General features: G+C 70.7%; 22 protein-coding genes and 1 other RNA gene. 12 read left to right on the top strand and 11 right to left on the bottom strand.

The window, feature by feature from the left end; genetic code table 11:
* Nucleotides 1-76: 76 nt before the first annotated feature.
* The 3 genes from ACVBD7_RS10905 to efp all read right to left on the bottom strand — a co-directional run bounded on the left by ACVBD7_RS10905 (nucleotide 77) and on the right by efp (nucleotide 2819).
* On the bottom strand, nucleotides 77-1279 hold the full coding sequence (locus tag ACVBD7_RS10905) for a GAF domain-containing sensor histidine kinase (protein WP_458097503.1): 1203 nt from the start codon (nucleotides 1277-1279) through the stop codon (nucleotides 77-79).
* Nucleotides 1280-1374: 95 nt separating this feature from the next.
* Nucleotides 1375-2205 carry an inositol monophosphatase family protein gene (locus tag ACVBD7_RS10900; RefSeq protein ID WP_458097682.1) on the bottom strand — a complete coding sequence of 277 codons (831 nt, stop codon included), beginning with the start codon at nucleotides 2203-2205 and terminating at the stop codon, nucleotides 1375-1377.
* Nucleotides 2206-2249: 44 nt separating this feature from the next.
* The gene (gene efp / locus ACVBD7_RS10895) at nucleotides 2250-2819 is read right to left on the bottom strand and encodes an elongation factor P (RefSeq protein ID WP_458097502.1); all 570 of its coding nucleotides are present in this window, start codon (nucleotides 2817-2819) and stop codon (nucleotides 2250-2252) included.
* A 218-nt stretch (nucleotides 2820-3037) separates the two neighbouring features.
* Here efp and ACVBD7_RS10890 point away from each other — a divergent pair, with 218 nt between their 5' ends.
* Nucleotides 3038-3406 carry an ArsR/SmtB family transcription factor gene (locus tag ACVBD7_RS10890; protein WP_458097501.1) on the top strand — a complete coding sequence of 123 codons (369 nt, stop codon included), beginning with the start codon at nucleotides 3038-3040 and terminating at the stop codon, nucleotides 3404-3406.
* Nucleotides 3381-3881, top strand: a complete 501-nt coding sequence (locus ACVBD7_RS10885) for an SRPBCC domain-containing protein (RefSeq protein WP_458097500.1) — start codon at nucleotides 3381-3383, stop codon at nucleotides 3879-3881. The genes ACVBD7_RS10890 and ACVBD7_RS10885 overlap by 26 nt, the downstream gene beginning before the upstream one ends.
* 189 nt (nucleotides 3882-4070) lie before the next feature.
* Here the strand turns inward: ACVBD7_RS10885 and ACVBD7_RS10880 are convergent, their stop codons facing one another.
* The 3 genes from ACVBD7_RS10880 to ACVBD7_RS10870 form a co-directional block, all read right to left on the bottom strand.
* Nucleotides 4071-5081, bottom strand: a complete 1011-nt coding sequence (locus tag ACVBD7_RS10880) for a tripartite tricarboxylate transporter substrate-binding protein (RefSeq protein WP_458097499.1) — start codon at nucleotides 5079-5081, stop codon at nucleotides 4071-4073.
* Nucleotides 5082-5210: 129 nt separating this feature from the next.
* Nucleotides 5211-6200, bottom strand: coding sequence for an aldo/keto reductase (locus ACVBD7_RS10875; protein ID WP_458097498.1), 990 nt, complete (start codon nucleotides 6198-6200; stop codon nucleotides 5211-5213).
* 80 nt (nucleotides 6201-6280) lie between these two features.
* Nucleotides 6281-7339 (bottom strand): lysine-2,3-aminomutase-like protein, encoded by a 1059-nt coding sequence (locus tag ACVBD7_RS10870; RefSeq protein ID WP_458097497.1) that lies wholly within the window; start codon nucleotides 7337-7339, stop codon nucleotides 6281-6283.
* 86 nt (nucleotides 7340-7425) lie between these two features.
* On the opposite strand from ACVBD7_RS10870, the gene epmA reads away from it, so the two are divergent.
* Together epmA and ACVBD7_RS10860 are read left to right on the top strand one after the other, a co-directional pair.
* A complete protein-coding gene (gene epmA, locus ACVBD7_RS10865) occupies nucleotides 7426-8490 on the top strand; it encodes an EF-P lysine aminoacylase EpmA (RefSeq protein WP_458097496.1) in 1065 nt (354 codons plus the stop codon).
* 57 nt (nucleotides 8491-8547) lie between these two features.
* A complete protein-coding gene (locus tag ACVBD7_RS10860) occupies nucleotides 8548-9762 on the top strand; it encodes a tellurite resistance TerB family protein (RefSeq protein ID WP_458097495.1) in 1215 nt (404 codons plus the stop codon).
* A 14-nt stretch (nucleotides 9763-9776) separates the two neighbouring features.
* Here ACVBD7_RS10860 and ACVBD7_RS10855 read toward each other — a convergent pair whose 3' ends face one another.
* On the bottom strand, nucleotides 9777-10490 hold the full coding sequence (locus tag ACVBD7_RS10855) for an FkbM family methyltransferase (protein ID WP_458097494.1): 714 nt from the start codon (nucleotides 10488-10490) through the stop codon (nucleotides 9777-9779).
* A 95-nt stretch (nucleotides 10491-10585) separates the two neighbouring features.
* Here ACVBD7_RS10855 and ACVBD7_RS10850 point away from each other — a divergent pair, with 95 nt between their 5' ends.
* Together ACVBD7_RS10850 and ACVBD7_RS10845 are read left to right on the top strand one after the other, a co-directional pair.
* Nucleotides 10586-10840 carry a hypothetical protein gene (locus ACVBD7_RS10850; protein ID WP_458097493.1) on the top strand — a complete coding sequence of 85 codons (255 nt, stop codon included), beginning with the start codon at nucleotides 10586-10588 and terminating at the stop codon, nucleotides 10838-10840.
* A gap of 178 nt (nucleotides 10841-11018) precedes the next feature.
* Nucleotides 11019-11990: a quinone oxidoreductase family protein gene (locus ACVBD7_RS10845; protein ID WP_458097492.1), complete on the top strand. Its 972-nt coding sequence runs from the start codon at nucleotides 11019-11021 to the stop codon at nucleotides 11988-11990.
* A 9-nt stretch (nucleotides 11991-11999) separates the two neighbouring features.
* On the opposite strand, the gene thiE is transcribed toward ACVBD7_RS10845, so the two are convergent.
* The 3 genes from thiE to ACVBD7_RS10830 all read right to left on the bottom strand — a co-directional run bounded on the left by thiE (nucleotide 12000) and on the right by ACVBD7_RS10830 (nucleotide 14240).
* Entirely contained in the window at nucleotides 12000-12641 is a 642-nt protein-coding gene (gene thiE, locus ACVBD7_RS10840; protein WP_458097491.1) for a thiamine phosphate synthase, read from the bottom strand.
* 133 nt (nucleotides 12642-12774) lie between these two features.
* A complete protein-coding gene (locus ACVBD7_RS10835; protein ID WP_458097490.1) occupies nucleotides 12775-13713 on the bottom strand; it encodes a class I fructose-bisphosphate aldolase in 939 nt (312 codons plus the stop codon).
* Nucleotides 13714-13778: 65 nt separating this feature from the next.
* Entirely contained in the window at nucleotides 13779-14240 is a 462-nt protein-coding gene (locus ACVBD7_RS10830) for a hypothetical protein (RefSeq protein ID WP_458097489.1), read from the bottom strand.
* A 264-nt stretch (nucleotides 14241-14504) separates the two neighbouring features.
* Here ACVBD7_RS10830 and ACVBD7_RS10825 point away from each other — a divergent pair, with 264 nt between their 5' ends.
* The 6 genes from ACVBD7_RS10825 to ACVBD7_RS10800 all read left to right on the top strand — a co-directional run bounded on the left by ACVBD7_RS10825 (nucleotide 14505) and on the right by ACVBD7_RS10800 (nucleotide 19574).
* Nucleotides 14505-14762, top strand: a complete 258-nt coding sequence (locus ACVBD7_RS10825; protein WP_458097488.1) for a hypothetical protein — start codon at nucleotides 14505-14507, stop codon at nucleotides 14760-14762.
* A 67-nt stretch (nucleotides 14763-14829) separates the two neighbouring features.
* Complete coding sequence (locus ACVBD7_RS10820; RefSeq protein WP_458097487.1) at nucleotides 14830-15159, top strand: cell division protein ZapA; 330 nt, start codon at nucleotides 14830-14832, stop codon at nucleotides 15157-15159.
* A 95-nt stretch (nucleotides 15160-15254) separates the two neighbouring features.
* Nucleotides 15255-15409: non-coding RNA, 6S RNA (gene ssrS, locus ACVBD7_RS10815), on the top strand.
* The gene (locus ACVBD7_RS10810) at nucleotides 15396-16013 is read left to right on the top strand and encodes a 5-formyltetrahydrofolate cyclo-ligase (RefSeq protein WP_458097486.1); all 618 of its coding nucleotides are present in this window, start codon (nucleotides 15396-15398) and stop codon (nucleotides 16011-16013) included. The genes ssrS and ACVBD7_RS10810 overlap by 14 nt, the downstream gene beginning before the upstream one ends.
* Entirely contained in the window at nucleotides 16010-16831 is an 822-nt protein-coding gene (locus ACVBD7_RS10805; protein ID WP_458097485.1) for a TIGR00282 family metallophosphoesterase, read from the top strand. Before ACVBD7_RS10810 ends, ACVBD7_RS10805 begins: the two co-directional genes overlap by 4 nt.
* A gap of 247 nt (nucleotides 16832-17078) precedes the next feature.
* Nucleotides 17079-19574: a mechanosensitive ion channel domain-containing protein gene (locus ACVBD7_RS10800; protein WP_458097484.1), complete on the top strand. Its 2496-nt coding sequence runs from the start codon at nucleotides 17079-17081 to the stop codon at nucleotides 19572-19574.
* 91 nt (nucleotides 19575-19665) lie between these two features.
* Here ACVBD7_RS10800 and ACVBD7_RS10795 read toward each other — a convergent pair whose 3' ends face one another.
* Nucleotides 19666-20229, bottom strand: coding sequence for a DUF4337 domain-containing protein (locus ACVBD7_RS10795; RefSeq protein WP_458097483.1), 564 nt, complete (start codon nucleotides 20227-20229; stop codon nucleotides 19666-19668).
* Between the last annotated feature and the right edge of the window lie 2 nt (nucleotides 20230-20231).

Below are 20231 nucleotides of genomic sequence, written 5' to 3'. Positions count from 1 at the left end.
GTTAATGCGCCGTGGAGGTGCAACGCCGGCCGGGAGGGAAGGGACGGGGCGGGCGCGAGAAAAGCGCCTTCTCGGGTCAGCCAGCCTCGGTGGGAGAAAGGGGCATGAGGAAGGTGAAGCGGGTCTCCTCTTCGTCGGAACGGACCTCCATCCGCCCGCCATGGCGACGGGCGATCTCGCCGACAATGTAGAGGCCGAGGCCCAGGCCGCGGTTGAGGCCCTCTCGGCGCTGGCCGCGGAAGAAGGGCTGGAACAGGCTGGCGCGGGTTTCGGGCGGGATTGGCGGGCCGGAATTGGCCACCCAGAGCGCAAAGACTCCGTCCCGCGTGCTGGCGCCGACGCGGATCGGTGCCTCGGCCGCGCCATGGGCGAGGGCGTTGGCGAGGAGGTTCGACAACATCTGCGCGATGCGCGCGTGATCCAAGGCGACAGGCTGGTCGATCTCAATCAACGTTTCGATGCTGCGGTCGGGATGGATGGCGCGCAGCTCCTCGATCGCGTGCTGCAGCACCGGGAGGATGGAAGTGGCCGCGCGGTCCAGCTCCAGCCCGTCGCCCAGGCGGGCGCGGGCGAAATCCATGAGGTTTCCGATGAGGCCGCCCATGCGGACGACGCTCGTCTGCATCAGGGCGAGGATGTTGCGGCCGGGCTCGTCCTCGACGCTGCGGCGGAGCAGGCGGATGCCAGAGCCGATCGAGGCGACGGGGTTGCGCAGGTCATGGCCGAGAACGGCGATGAACTGTTCCCGCAGCTCCGAGAGGGCGCGCTGCTCGAGAAGCTGCTCGCGGGTGCTGCGCAGGTCCTCCTCGGCGGCGAGCTGGGCGGCAATCAGGTCGGCGAAGAGGCGGAACATGCCGATCGTCTCGGGGGTGTTCACGCGGATCGGGCGCGGGTCGATGGCGCAGAGCGTGCCGAAGAAGCGGCCATCCCGCAGGACGATCGGCATCGAGACGTAGCTCTGGAATCCGTAGGCCGCGGGGGTGAGGTGGTGGCAGTAGACCGCGTCCTCATCGACATGGTCGATCACCACGGGTTCGCGGCGGGCGCGGATCTCGTGACAAAGCGTGGTGTCCACGCGCAGCTCGTCGCCAGGCTTCAGGCCGAAGCCGATATGGTCGAGGGTGCGGCAGGCGATCCAGCGGGTCTCGGTAACCCGGGCTACGGCGGCGAAGCCCATGCCGGTGGCGCGGCAGACCACGTCGAGGATGGTGGGCACGGCGTCGAGCCGAAGGATGGCGTCGACGTCATCCTGCAGATCCCGGCTCGGGTCCGTTTCCAACCTACCCCTCCGGAGATCAGCGGTGAGTCCGCCGTTCCATTATGAGGGGGAGTGCCGCGGGTCGCCACCCTTGCGCTCGGGAACCCCGCGGCGGGTCAGCCGGCGGGCGGGCCGGCCTCGCTGCGGCGTTCGGCCACATAGGAGATGCCCTCCGCCACGGCCTCGCGCAGCTTGCCGTGCAGGAAGGGGTTGCCGGCCACGATGTTGCCGGTGGCATAGGGGTCTTCATCGCCGGCACCGGTGACATAGCCGCCGGCTTCCTTGACCATGATGATGCCCGCCGCGCAGTCCCAGGGCTTGAGGCCGAGTTCCCAGTAGCCCTCGTAGCGGCCGGCGGCGACCCAGGCGAGATCCAGCGCCGCTGAGCCGAAGCGGCGGATGCCAGCGACCTGGGGCATGAGCCGGGCGAGGGTGGTGGAGAACTCCGCGCGCTGCGGCACCTTGGCGAAGGGAATGCCTGTCGCGAAAAGGGCGCTGTTCATCTCGCGCCGGCCGGAGACGCGCAGGCGCTTGTCGTTCAGGAAGGCGCCGCGGCCCTTCTCGGCCCAGAACAGCTCGTCCGTGGCGGGGTTGTAAATGACGCCAGCGACGATCTCGGAGGTTTCCGGCGTCAGACGCTTCTCGATGCCGATCGAGATGCACCACTGGGGAATGCCATGCAGGAAGTTGGTGGTGCCGTCGAGCGGATCGACGACCCAACGCCACTCCCAGTCGGCCGCGCCGCTTTCGCCCGATTCCTCCATGAGGAAGGCGAAGCCCGGGCGGGCGCGGCGCAACTCCTCGCGGATCGTCTCCTCAGCGCGGAGATCGGCCTGGGAGACGAAGTCGCCAGGGCCCTTGCTGCTGACCTGGAGGTTCTCGACCTCGCCGAAGTCACGCAGCAACCGCCGCGAGGCCTTGCGGGCCGCGTTGATGACCACGGTCATCGCGGGCGAGAGCCGCGCGGAGGGCTGGGCGCCGGACATCTCTCTTAGCCCTTGGCGCGCTCGAGGTAGGAGGCGTCCTCGGTGCGGACGACGATCTTTTCGCCGGCGGTGACGAAGGGCGGCACCATCGTCTTCACGCCGTTCGACAGCATGGCGGGCTTGTAGGAGGAGGAGGCGGTCTGGCCCTTCACGACGGGGTCGGCCTCCACGACTTCCAGCACCACGGTGTCGGGAAGTTCCATCGCCACCGGCTCGCCCTCGATGAGGCGGACGTTGACGGTCATGTTCTCGACGAGGAAGGGCAGGCGGTCGCCCAGGATGTCCTTGGAGACGGTGGTCTGCTCGAAGGTCTCGGGATCCATGAGGACGATATTGTCGCCCTCGGCGTAGGAGAAGGTGAACTCCTTGTCCTCGGTCATCAGGCGCTCGACGGTGTCGGCGGTGCGCCAGCGCTGGTCCTTCTTGGACCCCGTCTTGATGTTGCGCATGTCGACCTGAATGATCGCGTTCCCCTTCCCGGGGATCATGATGTTCTGCTTCAGAATCGTGTAGCGCTGGCCCTCGAACTCGATGACCATGCCGGCGCGCATCTGGTTGGCCTGCATCTTCGCCATAGGGGGCGTCCTGTTCGTCGTCTGGGCGGCGCGGAGGGCGCGCCGGAGGGGAAGGATCAGGCGGCGGGCCTTACACGCGGGTCCCCTCATTGGCAACAACTCGGCTCCCGGGACGGGGATGTTCGGCTTTCCGCGACGTGCGGCAGCGCGAGGTCGCGATTGACACCGGTGCACCGCCGTTCATATAGCTAAATGGGAATATAGCCACTAAGCGATCCATGAACCTTGTCGCACCCGACTGCCTCGACCGCATTTTTTCTGCCCTAGCGGACCCCACGCGGCGGGCCATCCTCGCGCGGCTGGCGCAAGGAGAGGCGACGGTGAACGAACTTGTCGCGCCCTTTGCTCTCAGCCAGCCAACCATCTCCAAGCACCTGAAGGTGCTGGAAGGGGCGGGGCTCGTCGCGCGCGGGCGGTCGGCGCAGTTCCGGCCGGTGCGGCTCGACCCCGCACCGTTGGCGGCTGCGGCCCAGTGGCTGGGCAACTATCGCGGTTTCTGGGATGCGAGCCTCGATCGCCTCGATGCGTATGTCCAGGAACTCAAGTCGGAAGGGAGCGACGATGGCGGCGATGGAAACGGGGGATGAGGCCGAGCGCGGCTTCACCATCACCCGGGTGTTCGAGGCGCCGGCGCGCCTGCTGTTCGAGGCGCATAGCCGACCGGAGCATGTGAAGCGCTGGTTCGGCCCGGTGGGCTGGCCGCTAACGCTGTGCGAAATGGATTTCCGCGTGGGCGGAACATTCCGCTTCGCCATGACGGGACCGGACGGGCGGCAGAACACGCCCTTTGGCGGCACCTACCGCGAGATCGTGCCGGACCGTCGGATCGTGTTCGACAACGGGTTTCTCGTGCCCGGCGCGGGGCGGATGGTGCACAGCATCGGTTTCGAGGAGACGCCGGGCGAGTTGGGCCCACGCACGTTGCTCACGCATCACACGCTGTTCGGCTCGGTGGAGATGAAGGCCGAGCATTTGGGCCTGGGCTTCGAGGGCGGTGTCGGGTCCGGGCTTGATCAGTTGGAGACGCTGGTGGCGGGGATGGTGGCCAGCACAGGGACTTAGTTTCGCGCCTGCAGCGGTGTTCACGCCTTCGAGAGTGAGGTTAGGGGGAAAACCTGGGGAGCAAGGCGCGGCGCGCACCGTAAGTAATTGATATTTGTCTTATTGTTATGAAAGCAGGCTGTGGAAAACCCTGTGTGAAAGCTGTGTGGGACCGGTTCGCCCCTTGGGGAAAGACCGGTCCCGGCGCCCTCAGTCGGCGTAGGCGTTGGTGGCCTCGATGACCGGCTTCCACTTGGCAATATCGGCCGTCCAGAAGCGGCGATGCGCCTCGGGCGTGGCGTCGGCCTGGGAAGCGGGCGAGGTGCCGATGGCGGCAAAGCGCTCGATGATCCGGGGATCGCGCAAGGCGGCCTGGAGGGACGCAGTGAGGCGGGCGCAGATCGGTGCCGGGGTGCCCTTCGGCGCATAGAGGCCGTGCCAAACGGTCACCTCGAAGCCGGGCAGGCCGGCCTCGGCGGTGGTGGGGATGTCGGGCAGCGTTGCGATGCGCGTGCGGGACGGGGTGGCGAAGACTTTCACCTGGCCGCCGCGGATGTACTCGGTGGTCTGGGTCGTCTGATCGCAGAGCAGGTCAACGCGGCCGCCGAGAATCTCCTGCATGGCCGGACCCGTGCCGCGGAAGGGGATGACGGTGGGCCGCACGCCGATCGCGTTGGCGAGCAGCGCGCCGCAGAGCGCGGAGGAGGATCCGATGCCGGCATCGGCGAGGTTGAAGCGGTCCCCCTGGGATTTCATGAAGGCCAGCAGCTCGGCGAGATTGTTGGCGGGGATGTCGCGGCGCGTCACCAGCGTCATTGGCACCTCGGTGACGAGGCCGAGCGGTTCGAAGCCGTTCACGGGGTCATAGGCGAGGCGGCGGTACATGGTGGGGATCACCCCCATGCCGATGTGGTGCAGCAGCACCGTGTGGCCATCCGGCCGCGCCGTTGCCACGCGCTGGGCGCCGAGCGTGCCGCCGGCGCCGGTCGTGTTCTCCACCACCACGGGCTGGCCGATCTCGCGCGTCATGGTTTCGGCGATCAGGCGGCCGACGACATCCGTGGGGCCGCCGGGGGCGAAGGGGATGACCATGGTAATGGGGCGGGTCGGGAAGGCAGGCTGGGTGCCGCCCGGGTTGCTGCCCTGGGCGCGGGCCAGGCGCGGAACCGCGAGCGCAGCGAGGCCGGTCGCCGCGAAGGCGCGGCGGGTGGTCCCTGTCATGAATGTCTCCCCTGGGCGCCTCACGGGTGAGCGCCTTTCGTTGCGGGGAAGTCTGACCGGGGCGAATGGCGGGGGAAAGGGGTTTCGGGGCAGTCCAGGCGGGTGGCCGGGACTGCCCGCGGCCTCGTGCTAGCCGGCCGGGATCGGGACGCTTTCCGGCAACACCTTTTCTGCCTTCAGCTCCGCCCAGAACGCGGCGGGGATGGGCTGGTTCATCAATGCCAGGTTCTCGCGCACGCGCTGCGGGTTCTTGGTGCCGGGAATGACGGAGGCGACGACCGGGTGTGCGGCGCAGAACTGCAATGCGGCCGCGCGCAGGTCCACGCCGTGGCGGCCCGCGATGGCGGCGAGGCGGTCGCGCGCGGCAACCTTCTCGGCCGAGGCCTCCTGGTACTCGAAGGTCTTGCCGCCGGCGATGAGGCCGGAATTGTAGGGGCCGCCGACCACCACATGCACACCGCGCTCCTCGCAGCGCGGGAAGAACTCATCGAGGGCGGGCTGGTTCAGGAGGCTGTAGCGGCCAGCCAGCAGGAAGACATCCGGGTCCGCGCGCTCGAGCGCCATGATGCAGGGCTCCACGCGGTTCACCCCGAGGCCCCAGCCGCGGATGGTGCCTTCCTCCCGCAACCTGGTCAGAGCGACGGCGGCGCCCTTCATGGCGGTGTCGAACACCTCCAGCCAGTCCTTGCCGTGCGCGTCCTCGGCGCAGTCATGGATGTAGGCGACGTCGATACGGGCGAGGCCGAGGCGCTGCAGGCTGTCCTCGATGGAACGGCGGACGCCGTCGGCGCTGTAATCGTAGTCCACGCGGAAGGGCAGGCCGGCGACGAAGGGGCCGTGCTGGCCGCCCTTCGTCGCATCGGCGCGCAGAAGGCGGCCGACCTTGGTGGAGAGGACGTATTCGTCGCGCGGCTTGTTGCGGAGCACCTCGCCGAAGCGGTGCTCGGAGATGCCGGGGCCGTATTCGGGGGCGGTGTCAAAGTAGCGGATGCCGGCATCCCAGGCGGCGTCGAGCGTGGCGCGGGCGTTCTCGTCGGAGACGAGTTCGAACATGTTGCCAAGGGGAGCGCCGCCGAAGCCGATAGGGCCGGGCGGGGCGTAATGCGTGCTGCTGGCCATGAGGGCCTCTCTGTTGGTCGAGCCCTTGTAAGCGTCCGGCGGGGTCTCGCGTTCCAGGGGCCCCTTACCAAGAGAGCTGGTCAGGGCGCCTGGTCGGGCTGGAAATGCTCGCCGCCCAGCGGGCCGCGCACGCGCCAGCCACCGTCTTCCCGCGCGGCGAAGTCGGGACCGATGGGGGCCTTGCCCTGGCCTTCCGGCAGGTCGAGCGCATAGGTCGGCCAGGCGAGCCCGGTCAGGCGGCCGCGGAGGGATGCCAGCAGGGCACGGCCCTCGGCGATCGGCACCTCGTAGCGGGCGGTGCCGGGGGCGCGGTCGAGCTGGTGGAGGTAGTAGGGCTTCACCCGGTGGGCGAGCATCGTGCGGAGGAGCCCTTCCAGGCTCTCGGCCGTGTCGTTCACGCCGCGCAGCAGGACGGATTGGCCAAGGAGGGCAACGCCGGCGCGGGACAGCAGGCGCAGCGCCGTGCGGGCCTGCGGCGTGAATTCACGGGCGTGGTTCGCGTGCAGGCAGAGGAAGAGGGCGGTCTCGGTGTCGAGCGCTTCTGCCAGCGCCTGGGTGACGCGCGCGGGGTCCGCCACCGGCACCCGCGTGTGCAGGCGGATGATGGCGATATGCGGCATGGCCGAGAGGCGGGCGACGATGCGAGCCAGGCGGCGGGGCGAGAGCATCAGCGGGTCGCCGCCCGTCAGGATGGCCTCGCGGACTTCGGGATGGCTCTCGAACCAGTCCAGCGCTGCGTCCAGCTCGGCATCTGTCAGCACGCCGCCCGCGGGGCCGACCTGTTCGCGGCGGAAGCAGAAGCGGCAATAGACCGGGCAGGCCAGGAGCGGCTTGAGCAGAGCTCGGTCGGGGTAGCGGTGGACGACGCCCTTCACCGGGCTGTGCGGGCCGTCCGCGATGGGATCGGGGAGTTCCTGCGAGGTGGAGTCCAGCTCGGACGAGTGGGGCAGGTACTGGGCGGCGATCGGGTCGGCGGGGTCGGCCGGGTCGATCAGCGCGGCCATGGCCGGGGTGACGGACACGGCGTAGCGCGCCGCGACCTCGCGCAAGGCGGGAAGATCCTCGCTGGGCACAAGGCCGGCCTGGGCCAGGGCGTCGGCGTCGCGAAATGGGCGGGTGCGCAGGGAGCCGTCGGGCATGGCGGGGGCTGGTAGCCCCGATCGGGCGGTTGTGTCACGGACTGCCGCAATCCTTCGCGCATGAAGCCCCACTGGAGACCTGGCCGATGCCGCATGAGCCCACCCCGCCCTGGCATCCTGAGTCGCTGGCGGCACGCCTGCCCGCGCTGCGGCGCCGCGCTGCGCTGACCCGTGAGACGCGGGCCTTCTGGGAGGGACGGGGCTGCCTCGAGGTGGAGACGCCCTGCCTGGTGCCGGTGCCGGGGATGGAGGTGCATCTGCACGGCTTCTCGACCCGCTTCGAGCCACATCTCGGGCGCGGTGTGGGGCTGGAGCTGTGGCTGCGGACCTCGCCGGAGCTGGCCATCAAGCGGTTGCTGGTGGGTGGCGCCGGGAGTTGCTTCGAGCTGGCGCGGGTGTGGCGGAACGGGGAGGTCTCGGCCCGGCACGCGCCGGAATTCACGATGCTGGAGGTCTATCTGGCCGGGGCGGGTCTCGATGGGCTGATGGATGCCGTCGAGAGCTATCTGCGCACCGTGCTCCCCGCCCGGGTGGCGCATGCCGGGGCGCAGACGGACCTTTCCCGTCCCTTCGAGCGGGTGACGGTGGCGGAAGCCTTCGCGCGGGTCGGGGTGGATGTGCTGGCCTCGGTCGATCCTGTCACGGCGGAGGGGGACGCGGCGGTGCTGGCCGGCGCCGCGCGGGCAGCAGGGCTCTCCGTGCCTGAGGGGCTGGGCTGGGAGGACCTGTTCTTCCGGTTGATGCTCGAGCATGTGGAGCCGCTTCTAGGGCGGGAGCGGGGCACCTTCCTGACCCACTGGCCGGCGCCCCAGGCGGCGCTGGCGCGGCGCGATCCGGCAGATCCGCGCGCGGCGCTGCGCTTCGAGGTGTTCGCGGCGGGGCTGGAACTGGGCAACGCCTTCGACGAGTTGCTGGACCCGGCGGAGCAGGCCGCACGCTTCGCGCGGGACGTGGCGGAGCGGGAGGCGCTGCACGGGCCGGGCTGGGGGGTGGACCAGGACTTCCTGGATGCGCTGGCGCTGGGGATGCCGCCCACGGCGGGGATCGCGATCGGCTTCGACCGGCTGGCGATGCTGGCGGCCGGCGTGCCGGACCTACACGGGGTGCTCTGGCTGGGCGGATGGCCCTTCGCGCCGGGTCCGGGCCGCTAGCGGGCGCATCGAAGCGGGCCCGGCGGCGTTGTGACGGTCTGAACGGAGGACGCACGCATGGTTGATACGAGGTCGTTGCTGGAAGGGTTCCTGGGCGGGGGCGGGCGTCGCTCCGAAGGGGGCGGTGGGATCGGCAGCCTGGGCGGCGGTGAGAGCAGTGGCGGCGGGATCGGAAGCCTCGGCGGCGGCGGCGGATCGTTGCGCGACGTGTTGGGCGGGCTGTTCGGCGGCTCCGGCGGTGGGATCGGCAGCCTGGGCAGCGGCGGTGGCGGCGGTGGCCTGTTCGGCGGCCCGATCGGCAGCATGGGCGGGGATGACCGGCCCGGCAGCGGCGGGATCTTCGGTGGCCCGATCGGCAGCCTTGGCGATGGAAGCCGGGGCGGCGGCGGGCTGTTCGGCGGCTCCGGCGGCGGGATCGGCAGCCTGGGCGGCGACGATGCCGGCCGGGCTTATGAGGGCCGGGCGGACGAGGGACGGGGTGGCGGGATTGGCAGCCTCGGCGGGATGCTGGGCGGCGGTGGCGGCGGCATGGGCGGCATGCTCGGCGGCGCCATGGGCACGGCGGCGGCCGGCGGATTGCTCGGTTCGCTGCTGGGTGGAGGCCGGCGGCGCAGCAGCGGTGGCGGCGGGCTGCTGCGGATGGGCGGCATGGCGGTGCTTGGCACCCTGGCCTATCGCGCCTGGAAGCAGTTCCAGGAATCCCAGGGCATGCCGCAGGCAACGGAAGGGGCTCCTGCGGGGAGCCCGGCCGCGACCACGCCCGGTGCCGCGCCTGCCGGGCCTTGGACGCGCAATGCGGGGCTGGGTGGTGCCGTCGGCCATGCCGCCGCGCCCGAGCCGGCCGAGTTTGCGCGGGATGAGGTGCCCGCGGCCGATGGCCAGCCGTTCGGGCTTTCTGTGATCAAGGCGATGATCTCAGCGGCCAAGGCGGACGGGCATATGGACGCGACCGAGCGCGACCGGGTGTTCGACGAGGTGGAGCGGCTGGGGCTCGACCCGGAGGCCAAGGGCTTTGTTTTCCAGGCCCTCGATGCGCCTGCCGATCCCTCCGCCGTTGCGGCGATGGCGCGGACGGATGCGCAGAAGACCGAGATCTACATGGCTTCCCGCCTGGTGGCGGAGCCGGACACGGCGGCGGAACGGGCCTATCTGGACGCACTGGCGCATCGGCTGGGCCTCGCGCCGGGCCTTCGGCAGTCGCTGGATGCGCAGGCGATGGAGGCCGGCCAGATCGTGGCCGCGGAGGCCGCCGGCAACACGCCGAAGGTCTGATCCGGCCCGGTCGGCTAAACTGGCAGGAGCGCGTCCGCCTCGGCGGCGCGCTCTAATGGCCAGGCGAAGAAGTTGAAGATGTAGGGGTCGGACGCCTCGAAGACCGAGGGGTCGGGGCTGGCGCGCTGCATCGTCGGGCGGTGCAGGGCCGTCATGGGGTGCCAGCGGCCCTCATGAGCAAAACGGATGTCGTAGCCGAGGGCGTCCAGGAAGGCGGGGACGGACCAGGTGCAGCCCTCCGCATGGCGTTCTTCCAACTCCAGTGTCAGCACCGGGCGGCAGCGGGCCAGGGTCCCGCGGGCGCCACGCAGGATTGCGAGCTCAGCGCCTTCGGCATCCAGCTTGAGGGCGGTGACATCGGTCAGGGCCAGGCTGTCCAACGTGATGACGGGAACGGTCTCGCGCCGGATGGTGACGCGGGATGACTGGTGCTGCTCGTAGGACTTGGCGGTGCTGGCCCATTGCCACTGCGGCATACCGTCGAGCACGGGGATAGAGAGGGCGAGATGGCCGGGGGCATCGCCCAGCGCTTCCGGGCGAATGACAACGTTCCGCAGCCCTGCCACGGCACCTGCCAGGGCTGGGCGGGCATCCGGCAGGGGCTCGAAGGCCAGCACCTCAGCGCCTGGAAGGGCGGCCAGGGGCAGGGTCAGCAGGCCTTCATGCGCCCCCACGTCGACGAGGGTGCCGGGGCGGTGCAGGGCGGTGAGGAAGGTGAGTTCGTCCATCGGGCGTTCCATCCGGCAGATGGGCCCAGGCCCTTGTCGCGCAACTGCCCGCGGCCGGGCGGCGTTTCCCGGCGAGCAACAACGGGAGATTTCCCATGCGTATCCTGATTCTCGCTGCCGCCGCGCTTCTGGCCGCCGCCCCCGCCATGGCCAATACGATGGATGGCCGCAGCCGCACCGGCCGCTCGCCCGGCGCACCGCTCGACCGCGGCCCGCACTCAGCCGAGTCCGATCGCGCCTATTCGGGCGGTGGGCTCGTTCTCGAGGGCGCGCCGGGCGCCCCGGCCCCGATGCCGATGCAGACCGCGCCGGCCGGCTCCATGCAGCCGGACCGTTCGCCGATGCGCTGAAGACCCTCACCGGGGTTTTCGGGCCGCGTCTCCTCCCGGGGGCGCGGCCTTTTTGTTGGCCGGTCGCACGGCGGGTCGGTTTGGCGATTTGCTCGGCAGGTTCCCGTGTTGCCTGGGCCGGGCCATGCTGGATCCAGGACCACCGGCCCTTCGAGCCGGGACGGAGAGGGAACTGGGCATGAAGGCCATCGTCGTCACCGAGAACGGCCCCGCGCTGCGGGAGGTGCCGAAGCCGGTGCCGGGCCCGACGCAGGTGCTGGTGCGCGTGCGGGCGGCCGGGCTGAACCGGGCGGATCTCGCGGTTGCGGCAGGGCATCTGCACGGCAGCCAGGGCGGCCCCGGCACGGTGCCGGGCCTGGACTGGGCGGGCGAGGTCGAGGCGGTGGGTGCGGAGGTGAGCGGGCTGTCACCGGGGGAGCGGGTGATGTGCTCCGGCGCCGGTGGCTACGCGGAGTATGCGGTAGCCGATATGGGGCGCGTCTCGCGTCTGCCGGATAGTAACATGGGGTTCTCCGAGGCGGCGACGCTGCCCGTTGCGCTGAACACCATGCATGACGCGCTGGTGACCAACGGGCGGTTGGAGCGTGGGCAGGCAGTGCTCATCCAGGGCGCCAGCACGGGCGTGGGGCTGATGGGGCTGCAGATCGCCAAGGAGATGGGCGCGCGGCTGGTGATCGGAACCTCCACAAATCCGGAGCGGCGGGCGCGGTTGGCGGAGTTCGGCGCCGATCTGGCGGTGGACAGCAGCGACCCCGCCTGGCCGGAGCTGGTGCTGGCGGCAACATCAGGGGAGGGGGTGCAGCTGATCGTCGACCAGGTGTCGGGCGCGACGATGAACGCTAACCTGCGCGCGACCGCAATCCTCGGGCGTATCGTCAATGTCGGTCGGCTTGGCGGGCAGGAGGCGCCCTTCGACTTCGACCTGCACGCGCTGCGGCGCATCACCTATGTCGGCGTCACCTTCCGCACGCGCAGCACGGAGGAGGTGCGCGAGATCAACCGGCGGATGCGGGCCGATCTGTGGGGCGCGCTGGAAGCGGGACGGCTGCGCGTGCCTGTGGCGGCCGAGTTCCCGCTGGACCGGGCCGACGAGGCGCTGGCGCTGATGCGCGCCAACCGCCATTTCGGGAAGATCCTGCTGCTGCCGTAGCGGGCGGTCTCAGCCCCGGTCCGGGGGCGGGGCGGCGGCGATGGCGGCGTTCATCGCGCGCACGCCTTCCGCCGGGCCGTCCGGATGGTTCCACACCGCCCCGACCACGGCGAGGAAGTCGGCACCTGCGCTTACCAGCGGGGCGCAGTTGGCGGCGGTGATGCCGCCGATCGCGACGCAGGGGATCTCGAAGATCGAGGACCACCACTCCAGCAGGTCCAGCTCGGCGTGGTGGATCGCCTCTTTCGTGCTGGTGGGGAAGAAGGCACCGAAGGCGACGTAGTCGGCGCCCATCTCGCCCGCGCGCATCGCGAGGTGGCGGCTGTCATGGCAGGTGATGCCGAGGGTGGCGTCCTTCAGCAGCTTGCGGGCGGCCTCGTGGTCACCGTCCTCCTGGCCAAGATGGGCGCCGTCGCAGCCGGTCTGGGCGGCGAGTTGCGCGTCGTCGTTCAGCAGGAAGGCGACGTCGCGGGACTGGGCGATGGGGCGCAAGGCGTCGATGGCACGGCGCACCTCCTCCTTCGGCGTGTCCTTCAGGCGGAGCTGGAGGCAGGCGACGTCGCCGGCGTCGAGAGCGCGGGCGAGGGCTTCGGGGAAGGTGCCGAGGTCGATGCGCGGCGGGGTGACCAGGTAGAGGCGGCAGTCAGGCATTTGGCAGCGATCCGGTGAGCGGCAGGGGCGGGGTCATACCACGCCTTCGCGACTCACCGGACACGCGGTTTCGGCGCGGGCCTAAGCCCGCGCCGCTGTCTGTCGGACGGGCCAAGGCTCGCCCGGGTCCGGATCAGGCCGGGTTGTGCGCGACCTCGGCCTTGTAGGTCTCGATGATGTCGGACAGCAGCTTCAGCGCATCGGCCTTCGGGCGCTGGAAGGTGTTGCGGCCGATGATCGAGCCGTTGCCGCCGCCCTGATGAATGCCGCGGGCCATGTCCATCATCGCCTCGTTCGTGCCGGCCTCGCCGCCGGAGAAGACGACGAGGCGACGGCCGCCGAAGCAGGCCTGCACGACATGCTTGATCCGGCCGGCCAGCGTCGCGATGTCGGGCACTGGCGCCTTCTCGTAGGTCTTCTTCGCGGCATCGAGGAAGATGGCCTCGGTCGGCGGCTTCACCTTGATGATATGCGCGCCCATCAGCGCCGCCATGTGCGCGGCATAGGCGCAGATGTCGAGCGCAGTCTCGCCGACCTTGTCGAGCATCGGGCCGCGCGGATAGGACCACACGACAACGGCGAGGCCGGCGGCCTTCGCCTCCTCCGCCATCTCGCGCAGCTCTTCCATCAGCTCGAACTGGTACTCGGAGCCCGGATAGATCGTGAAGCCGATCGCCGAGCAGCCGAGGCGCAGCGCGTCCGACACCGAGGCGGTGACGGCCTGGTCCTTGGTGGTGGACAGGCTGTTGGAGGAGTTGACCTTCAGGATGGTCGGGATGGCGCCGGCATAGGTGGAGGCACCGGCCTCGATCATGCCGAGCGGGGCGGCATAGGCGTTCAGCCCGGCCTCGATCGCCAGCTCGAAGTGGTAGCGCGGATCATAGGCGGCGGGGTTGGGGGCAAAGGAGCGGGCGGGGCCGTGCTCGAAGCCCTGGTCCACGGGCAGGATGACCATGCGGCCGGTGCCGCCGAGGCGCCCCGCCATCATCATACGGGCGAGGTTGCCCTTCGTGCCGGGGTTGTCGCTCTCATACCAGGAGAGGATCTCCTTGACCTTCGGCGTCAGCTGCATGGGCGGATTTCCCCCTTCGGGCTTTGGAAATGGTGCGCGGGAGTTAGCGGAGGGCGCGGCTCCTGTCACCACGCGGCGGGGTGGTTCGCGGCCGGTTCGGGCGGAGAATCGGGAGCAGGGATGCCGAGATGGCGCGCCAGGATGGCGCGGCCACCCGGCCGGCGGAGATCGAGGCGGGCAAGGTCGAGCGCCGGCGGGGCCTCCCCGAGGAGGGTGGCTCCGCTCTCCGCGGCGGCCGATCGCACGGCGGGGAAGGCGGGGTGGGTGGGGTCGAGCACGAGCAGGCGCCAGCCGCGGCGGATGGCGTCCAGCGCCAGGCCCGGAGCGCTGCCGCAGTCCAGCGCTGCGCGATGCGGCGTGGCGGGATAAGCGGCGGCGGCCTGCGCGACTATGGCTGCCACCGTGTCCGGTCCGGGCCAGGCGGCGGCACCGGGGGCTGAGAGCAGGAGCACGCCCAGGGGCGGTGCCATGGCCAGGGCCGCCGTGGCGTCGGCGGCGGAACGGAATCGAATCGCGGGCTGCGTCACGGTTGACCCCCTTGCGGACGGGTGCGTAAAGCCCTCACGCTCGCGTGTGTGTTTGGGATGCTGCAGTAGCGAAGCGGCGGTGTCACGGGGTCGGCCTGTTCGTGGCTGCTGTTCCGGCAGGGTGCGCTTTGCGGATGCGTGTTGCTCGCTGCGCTGCGGCGGGCGAAGAAGGGCAGGCTGAAAGGCCGGCCCGGTGTGCCGGGCTGGCCGGCAGTGTTGGGCGGCCGGGCCGGTGGCACGGATGCGATAGGATTCGGGGGCAGCATGGCGGACAGCCTTGCAGAGGCGGCTGCGCGGTTGGAAGCGGCAGTGGAGCGTCTGGCCCGCGTGGCCGCGCGCGTGCCCGAGAGGGCCGCCGCGGCGGTGCCTGTCGGGGTGCCGGCCGAGGAGGTGGCGGCCTTATCGGCACGGCTGGAGGCGACGCTCGCCCGGTTGCGCGCGGTTCTGCCCGAGGCGGATGAGACGGGGTTGCCGGACGAGGGTGACGAGGCGGGCGATGCTCCACCCGCCCAGGGTCGCTGAGAGCAGGTTTCGGGCCGCGGCGTCGCGGGTGTTGGTGTTGCGGGACGGGTTTGCGGAGGGCTGAGCGTTGGGACAGGTCACGGTTCGCGTCGGCGGGTACAGCCATCCGGTCTCCTGCGAGGACGGGCAGGAGGCGCATCTCGTCGCCTTGGCGGCGGAGGTGGACCGGCGCGTCGCCTCCGTACGAACGATGGGCGGCTCCTATGGCGAGCCGCGGCTGCTGCTGCTGGCGGCGCTGCTGCTGGCGGATGAGGTGCACGACCTGAAGGTGGAGCTGGCCCAGGCGCGGGCGGGGATGATGCCGCCGGCGGCACCGACCGATCCGCTGTTGGCCCAGCGGCTGGCGCGGGTGGCGGAGCGGATTGAGGGCATCGCCTCCGATCTCGGCAAGGACTGAGCCACCGGGCGGTGGAACGTGACGTGTGCGGACCGGGGGGCGGATTCGCTCGGGACGGGCTGGCGCCGGGGCATCGTGATGCCTAGATTGGGTGGGCGGGGCTGCCTTTCGCGCCAGGTAAATCATCCCCAGGGCCAATAAGCATCCTCCGGGAGCTGGCTCTGTCCGGATCTTGGTCCGGGTATCTGGTGCCCACCTGCGCTAGCAGGCCTTGGGAGGACGAATCGCCAGCGGTCATGGTGGCTCCGCACTTACCGTCCCCTCCGTTCATCGGCGACGATGCGCTTCTGCGCGCGGCGAAGGTCGTCGCGCGCGAAGAGGCCCAGGCGCGCCGGGCGCGTGCTGCGGCGGCCGGCACTGGGCCGTTGCTGGCCGAGCATGTGCTGCGCGAGGCGCCGCCGCCCGAGGGCGCGGTGGTCGCGGGCTTCTGGCCCATGGGGCATGAGATCGACATCCGGCCGCTGATGCGGGCGCTGGAGGCGCGGGGGCACAGGCTGTGCCTGCCGCGGACCCCGAAGCGCGGGTTGCCGCTGGATTTCCGGGCTTTCGCTTTCGGAGACCTGCTGGTGAAGGGGCCGGTCGGGACGCAGCAGCCGGCCGAGGAGGCGGCGCGCGCTACCCCGAACTGGGTGATCGTGCCGTTGCTTGCCTTTGATCGCGCGGGGCGGCGCCTGGGTTATGGCGGTGGCTATTACGACCGGACGCTGGCCGGATTGCCGGGCGTGGGCACGCTGGGGGTGGCATTTTCATGCCAGGAGATGGATGTGGTGCCCGCCGGACCCCTGGACGCGCCGCTCGATGCGGTGGCGACGGAGACCGGGGTGATCCGATTTCGAGAGGGCGGCGGCGGTTGAGAATCCTGTTCCTGGGCGATGTGGTCGGGCGTTCGGGGCGCGACGCGGTGGTGGCGCGCCTGCCCGGGCTTCGGCGGGAGCTGGCGGCGGATCTCGTGGTGCTGAATGCCGAGAACGCGTCCCATGGCTTCGGCCTGGCGCCCGACATGGCGCGGGCCTTCCTAGAGGCCGGGGCGGATGTGCTGACACTCGGCAACCACGCCTGGGACCGCAAGGAGATCATCCCCTATATCGAGGGCGAGCCGCGGCTGATCCGGCCGATGAACTACCCGCCGGGTACGCCCGGGCGCGGGGCGACGGTGGTGGATGTTCCCGGCCGAGGACGAGCGCTGGTGATCCAGGTCATGGGCCGGCTGTTCATGGAGCCGCTGGACGATCCCTTCCGCGCCGCACAGGCGGAGCTGGCGCGGCACACGATGGGCTCGAACGGCTCGGTACAGGCCATTGTCGTGGATATCCATGCCGAGGCGACGAGCGAGAAGCTGGGCTTCGGCCATTCCTTCGACGGGCGGGTGAGCCTGGTGGCCGGTACCCACACCCATGTTCCCACCGCGGACCACCAGGTGCTGGAGGGCGGGACCGCCTTCATCAGCGATGCCGGGATGTGCGGCGACTACGACAGCGTGATCGGGATGGGGAAAGCGGGAGCCTCCATCCGCTTCTGGCGCAAGGTGCCGTCCGAGCGGCTGGCGCCGGCGGAGGGCGAGGCCACGCTCTGCGGCGTGCTGGTGGAGACGGATGACGCCACGGGGCTGGCGCGCCGGATCGGCGCGCTGCGGGTTGGTGGGCGGCTTTCGCAGGTAATGCCGGGCTTCTGACGGGGGGCTCCCGCCGAGCGTTCAGGGGCACAGGCCGACTCGGCGGCGGAACGGGGTGAAACCCCTTGGCGGCCCGGCCGCTCTCTCGGGAGTTCCGTGTCCTGACCGGCGTGATCTCGCGCGGGCAGGACGATGACGCGCCATGAGGCAGTCCGGACATAGCGGCCGGTGAGCCGCCGCGGGGGCCAGAGCCGCCCGCGGCTCCGCCCCGGCCCGGACCGCCCTGAGGCCGGGAGTTCTCCGCCGCATGCAGCATCTCATCCGTGCAACGAGCCCGCTTGGGCGCCGTCCTGCCTGGTCCTGGCGTGCCGGCGGTGGATGGTGGTGCGGGGTGCTGGCGCTGGCCGTTCTGCTTGGCCTGGCGGGGATGCCAGCCCGGGCGCAACAGGCCGTGCCGGGCGGAGTGGCGGTGCTGACGCCGGATCAGGCGCGGCAGGCTCTGGATGTGCTGCAGGACGCTTCCCGGCGGCAGCAGGTGCTGGATGTGCTCCGGGCTGTCGCATCGGCCGCACCGGCGGGAGCACCCGCGGCTGGGCCCGGTGCGGCGGCGGCTTCGGCCGTTGCTCCGGCCGCGGCTGCCACTGCCCCTGCGGCTGCTCCGGCGGCGCCCGCCACCGCGGCGGAGCATGTGTCCCTTACCTCGGACAGCCTTCTGGCACAGATCATCGCGGCACTTTCGGACTGGCTGTCCGTCCTCTCCGGGCACTTGGCGGCCGCAGGGGGCACGATCGCCGGGGTGCCATTGGTCTGGCGCTGGCTGGTGCGGGTGGCGACCAACCCCTTCGCGCAGACGGCCGTGCTGGACGTGGCCTGGCGGCTGGCGGCGGTGATGGCCCTGGCCTGGGCCGCGCGATGGCTGCTGGCGCGCGCGCTGCGGCGCCCCGCGCAGGGGCTGGAGGCACGCGCCGAAGCGCGCGTGGAGGCGCGGCGGGAGGCACGCGCGGCTGGAGACACAAAGGCCGAGCCGGTGGTGGCCAGCCGGGCGGAGCTGCACCTGTTCCGCCGCGCACCCATGGCCCTGCTCCGGCTGATGCTGGAGCTGGTGCCGATCGCGGGCTTTGCGGCGGTGGGGAACCTGCTGCTGGCAACGCCGCTGGGTGATGGCGGGCTGGTGCCGCTGATCATCCTGGCTGCGGTGAACGCCTTCGTGTTGCAGCACGTGATCATGGCGGTTGGGCGCGCGGTGGTCTCACCGGGGTCGCGGGCGCTGCGGCTGTTCCGCCTCTCGGATGAGAGCGCGGCCTATGCGGAGCTGTGGCTCGGGCGTGTCACCGGGGTTGCGATCTACGGGATGGCGGTGCTGGAGGTGGCGCGGCTGCTCGGGCTGTATCCGGCCGCCTATGCGGCGGCGGCGAAGTTGGTGATCCTGCTGAGCCATCTGCTGATGATCGTCGTCGTGCTGCAATGCCGGCGCCCGGTGGCCGTGCGGATCGACGCGCCTGCCGATTCAACCAGCGCCTTCGCACTCGCGCGGCACTGGTTCGCGCGGATCTGGCACATCGTCGCGATCTTCCTGCTGCTGGCTCTGTGGTTTGTCTGGGCGCTGCGGATCGAGAACGGCTACGGGCTGCTGCTGCGCTATCTCGGCGCGACGGCGGCGGTGCTGATCATCGCGCGGCTGGTGGCGGTGGCCGTGCTCGGGTTGCTCGACCGCGTATTCCGGATCAAGGCGGAAACGGCGCAGCGCCTGCCGCTGCTGGAGGGGCGCGCCAACCGCTACGTTCCCGTGCTGCGGCGGACGGTGACAATCGGCGTCGGTGCCATCACCGTGCTGGCGCTGCTGCAGGTCTGGGGGATCGATGTCGCCGATTCCTTTACCAGCGGCGGGCTGGGCCAGCGGGTCGCGAGTTCGGTAATCGTGCTGCTGATCGCGGGCGTGGCGGCGGTGCTGGCCTGGGAAGGCGTGAACAGCTGGATCGACAAGCGGATCGCCGACATGTCCGCGCGCGGAGAGTTCACGCGGGCCGGGCGGCTGCGGACGCTGCTGCCGCTGTTGCACACGACGCTTCTCGTCGTGATCGTGGTGGTGATCGGGTTCACGGCGCTGTCCCAGCTTGGCGTGAATGTCGCGCCGCTGCTGGCGGGGGCGGGGATCATCGGCGTGGCGGTCGGCTTCGGGTCCCAGAAGCTGGTGCAGGACGTGATCACCGGCATCTTTCTGTTGCTCGAGAACACGATGCAGGTGGGGGATTGGGTGACGGTTTCCGGCCTCTCCGGCTCGGTGGAGAATCTATCCATCCGCACGATCCGGCTGCGCGCCGGGGATGGTTCCGTGCATGTCATCCCGTTCAGCTCCGTCACGACGGTGACGAACACCAACAAGGGCATCGGCAATGCCGCCGTGTCCGTGACCGTGGCCTTCTCGGAGAACCCGAACCGGGTGGGCGAGGTGCTGAAGGAGATCGGCGCCGGGTTGCGGGCCGATCCTGCCTACAAGGACCAGATCCTGGACGATTTCGCGCTGTGGGGCGTCGACAAGGTGGATGGCGCTACCTTTACCGTGCTGGGCCAGCTGCGGTGCAAGGACACGGCGCGCTGGGGCGTGCAGCGCGAGTTCAACCGCCGCATCAAGGAGCGGTTCCAGGAGCTTGGGATCGAGATCGCGGTGCCCGCGCAATCCGTGATCATCTCTCGGCCTGGCCGCGAGGTGCGGGAGCCGGAAGAGCCGGTGCGGGAGACGGCCGGGGCAGGTGGTGCGGAGCGGCATTCGCCACCGCCCGCCGCGCTGGGGAACACGCAGTAGACGCGGCAGCGGGTGGAATCCGGGGAACCTGGGGTTCCCCGGTCGAGGGCACGGGGAGGCGGCGCCTCCCTGGGGAGACCCGCGCGCCCTGTCAGAGGTGGATCAACTCCGGCGCGAAGAAGCCGAGGCCGCTGAGCACGATCCCCAGCACCCCCAGGACCGCCCCGCCCAGGGCCAGGAGGGGCACGCCAGTGACGATGCTGGCCGAGGCAACGACGATGGCCACCTGGAAGGCGGCCGAGCCGTATTCGTGCATGTGGTAGGCGGCCATGGAACGGTCGCGCACGCGCTCGGCCGCCTTCGCACGGTCGGCGAGTTCGCGGCGGCCCTCGCCGGTCGCGGGCTCGCTCTCCCAGCGCTGAGCGGTGGCGAGCCAGGCCTGGGACTGGCGGGCAACGGCGGTGCGGCGCTCCTCTTCCGCGGCGTCGGGCTGGAGGGCAAGGGCCTCGGCGGCGGTGCGCACTGTGGTCTGGCGGATGGTGCGGGCCTGAAAGAAGGCCCAGAGATTGGACGCCTCGACGTTGCGGGACAGCGCCTCGGTCTGCGCGGATTTGGCGCCTGTCTCGGCCAGGGCGAGGCAGAGGGCCAGCACGGCGATGAGCAGCGCGATGCGCTTGTTCTCGCCGGAATGATCGACATGGGCGTGGCCGGTCATGG

This window comes from Roseomonas sp. WA12 (genome assembly GCF_054165765.1).
The sequence above is the reverse complement of the archived record's forward strand: the minus strand, read 5'-3'. Positions and strand labels throughout refer to the sequence as shown.

Excerpts from the sequence above, each read along its gene's own strand:
- ACVBD7_RS10900 (WP_458097682.1), bottom strand. The coding sequence starts at position 2,205 with ATGACCGTGGTCATCAACGCGGCCCGCAAGGCCTCGCGGCGGTTGCTG.
- efp (WP_458097502.1), bottom strand. The coding sequence starts at position 2,819 with ATGGCGAAGATGCAGGCCAACCAGATGCGCGCCGGCATGGTCATCGAG.
- ACVBD7_RS10890 (WP_458097501.1), top strand. The coding sequence starts at position 3,038 with ATGAACCTTGTCGCACCCGACTGCCTCGACCGCATTTTTTCTGCCCTA.
- ACVBD7_RS10885 (WP_458097500.1), top strand. The coding sequence starts at position 3,381 with ATGGCGGCGATGGAAACGGGGGATGAGGCCGAGCGCGGCTTCACCATC.
- ACVBD7_RS10880 (WP_458097499.1), bottom strand. The coding sequence starts at position 5,081 with ATGACAGGGACCACCCGCCGCGCCTTCGCGGCGACCGGCCTCGCTGCG.
- ACVBD7_RS10875 (WP_458097498.1), bottom strand. The coding sequence starts at position 6,200 with ATGGCCAGCAGCACGCATTACGCCCCGCCCGGCCCTATCGGCTTCGGC.
- ACVBD7_RS10870 (WP_458097497.1), bottom strand. The coding sequence starts at position 7,339 with ATGCCCGACGGCTCCCTGCGCACCCGCCCATTTCGCGACGCCGACGCC.
- epmA (WP_458097496.1), top strand. The coding sequence starts at position 7,426 with ATGCCGCATGAGCCCACCCCGCCCTGGCATCCTGAGTCGCTGGCGGCA.
- ACVBD7_RS10860 (WP_458097495.1), top strand. The coding sequence starts at position 8,548 with ATGGTTGATACGAGGTCGTTGCTGGAAGGGTTCCTGGGCGGGGGCGGG.
- ACVBD7_RS10855 (WP_458097494.1), bottom strand. The coding sequence starts at position 10,490 with ATGGACGAACTCACCTTCCTCACCGCCCTGCACCGCCCCGGCACCCTC.
- ACVBD7_RS10850 (WP_458097493.1), top strand. The coding sequence starts at position 10,586 with ATGCGTATCCTGATTCTCGCTGCCGCCGCGCTTCTGGCCGCCGCCCCC.
- ACVBD7_RS10845 (WP_458097492.1), top strand. The coding sequence starts at position 11,019 with ATGAAGGCCATCGTCGTCACCGAGAACGGCCCCGCGCTGCGGGAGGTG.
- thiE (WP_458097491.1), bottom strand. The coding sequence starts at position 12,641 with ATGCCTGACTGCCGCCTCTACCTGGTCACCCCGCCGCGCATCGACCTC.
- ACVBD7_RS10835 (WP_458097490.1), bottom strand. The coding sequence starts at position 13,713 with ATGCAGCTGACGCCGAAGGTCAAGGAGATCCTCTCCTGGTATGAGAGC.
- ACVBD7_RS10825 (WP_458097488.1), top strand. The coding sequence starts at position 14,505 with ATGGCGGACAGCCTTGCAGAGGCGGCTGCGCGGTTGGAAGCGGCAGTG.
- ACVBD7_RS10810 (WP_458097486.1), top strand. The coding sequence starts at position 15,396 with ATGGTGGCTCCGCACTTACCGTCCCCTCCGTTCATCGGCGACGATGCG.
- ACVBD7_RS10800 (WP_458097484.1), top strand. The coding sequence starts at position 17,079 with ATGCAGCATCTCATCCGTGCAACGAGCCCGCTTGGGCGCCGTCCTGCC.
- ACVBD7_RS10795 (WP_458097483.1), bottom strand. The coding sequence starts at position 20,229 with ATGACCGGCCACGCCCATGTCGATCATTCCGGCGAGAACAAGCGCATC.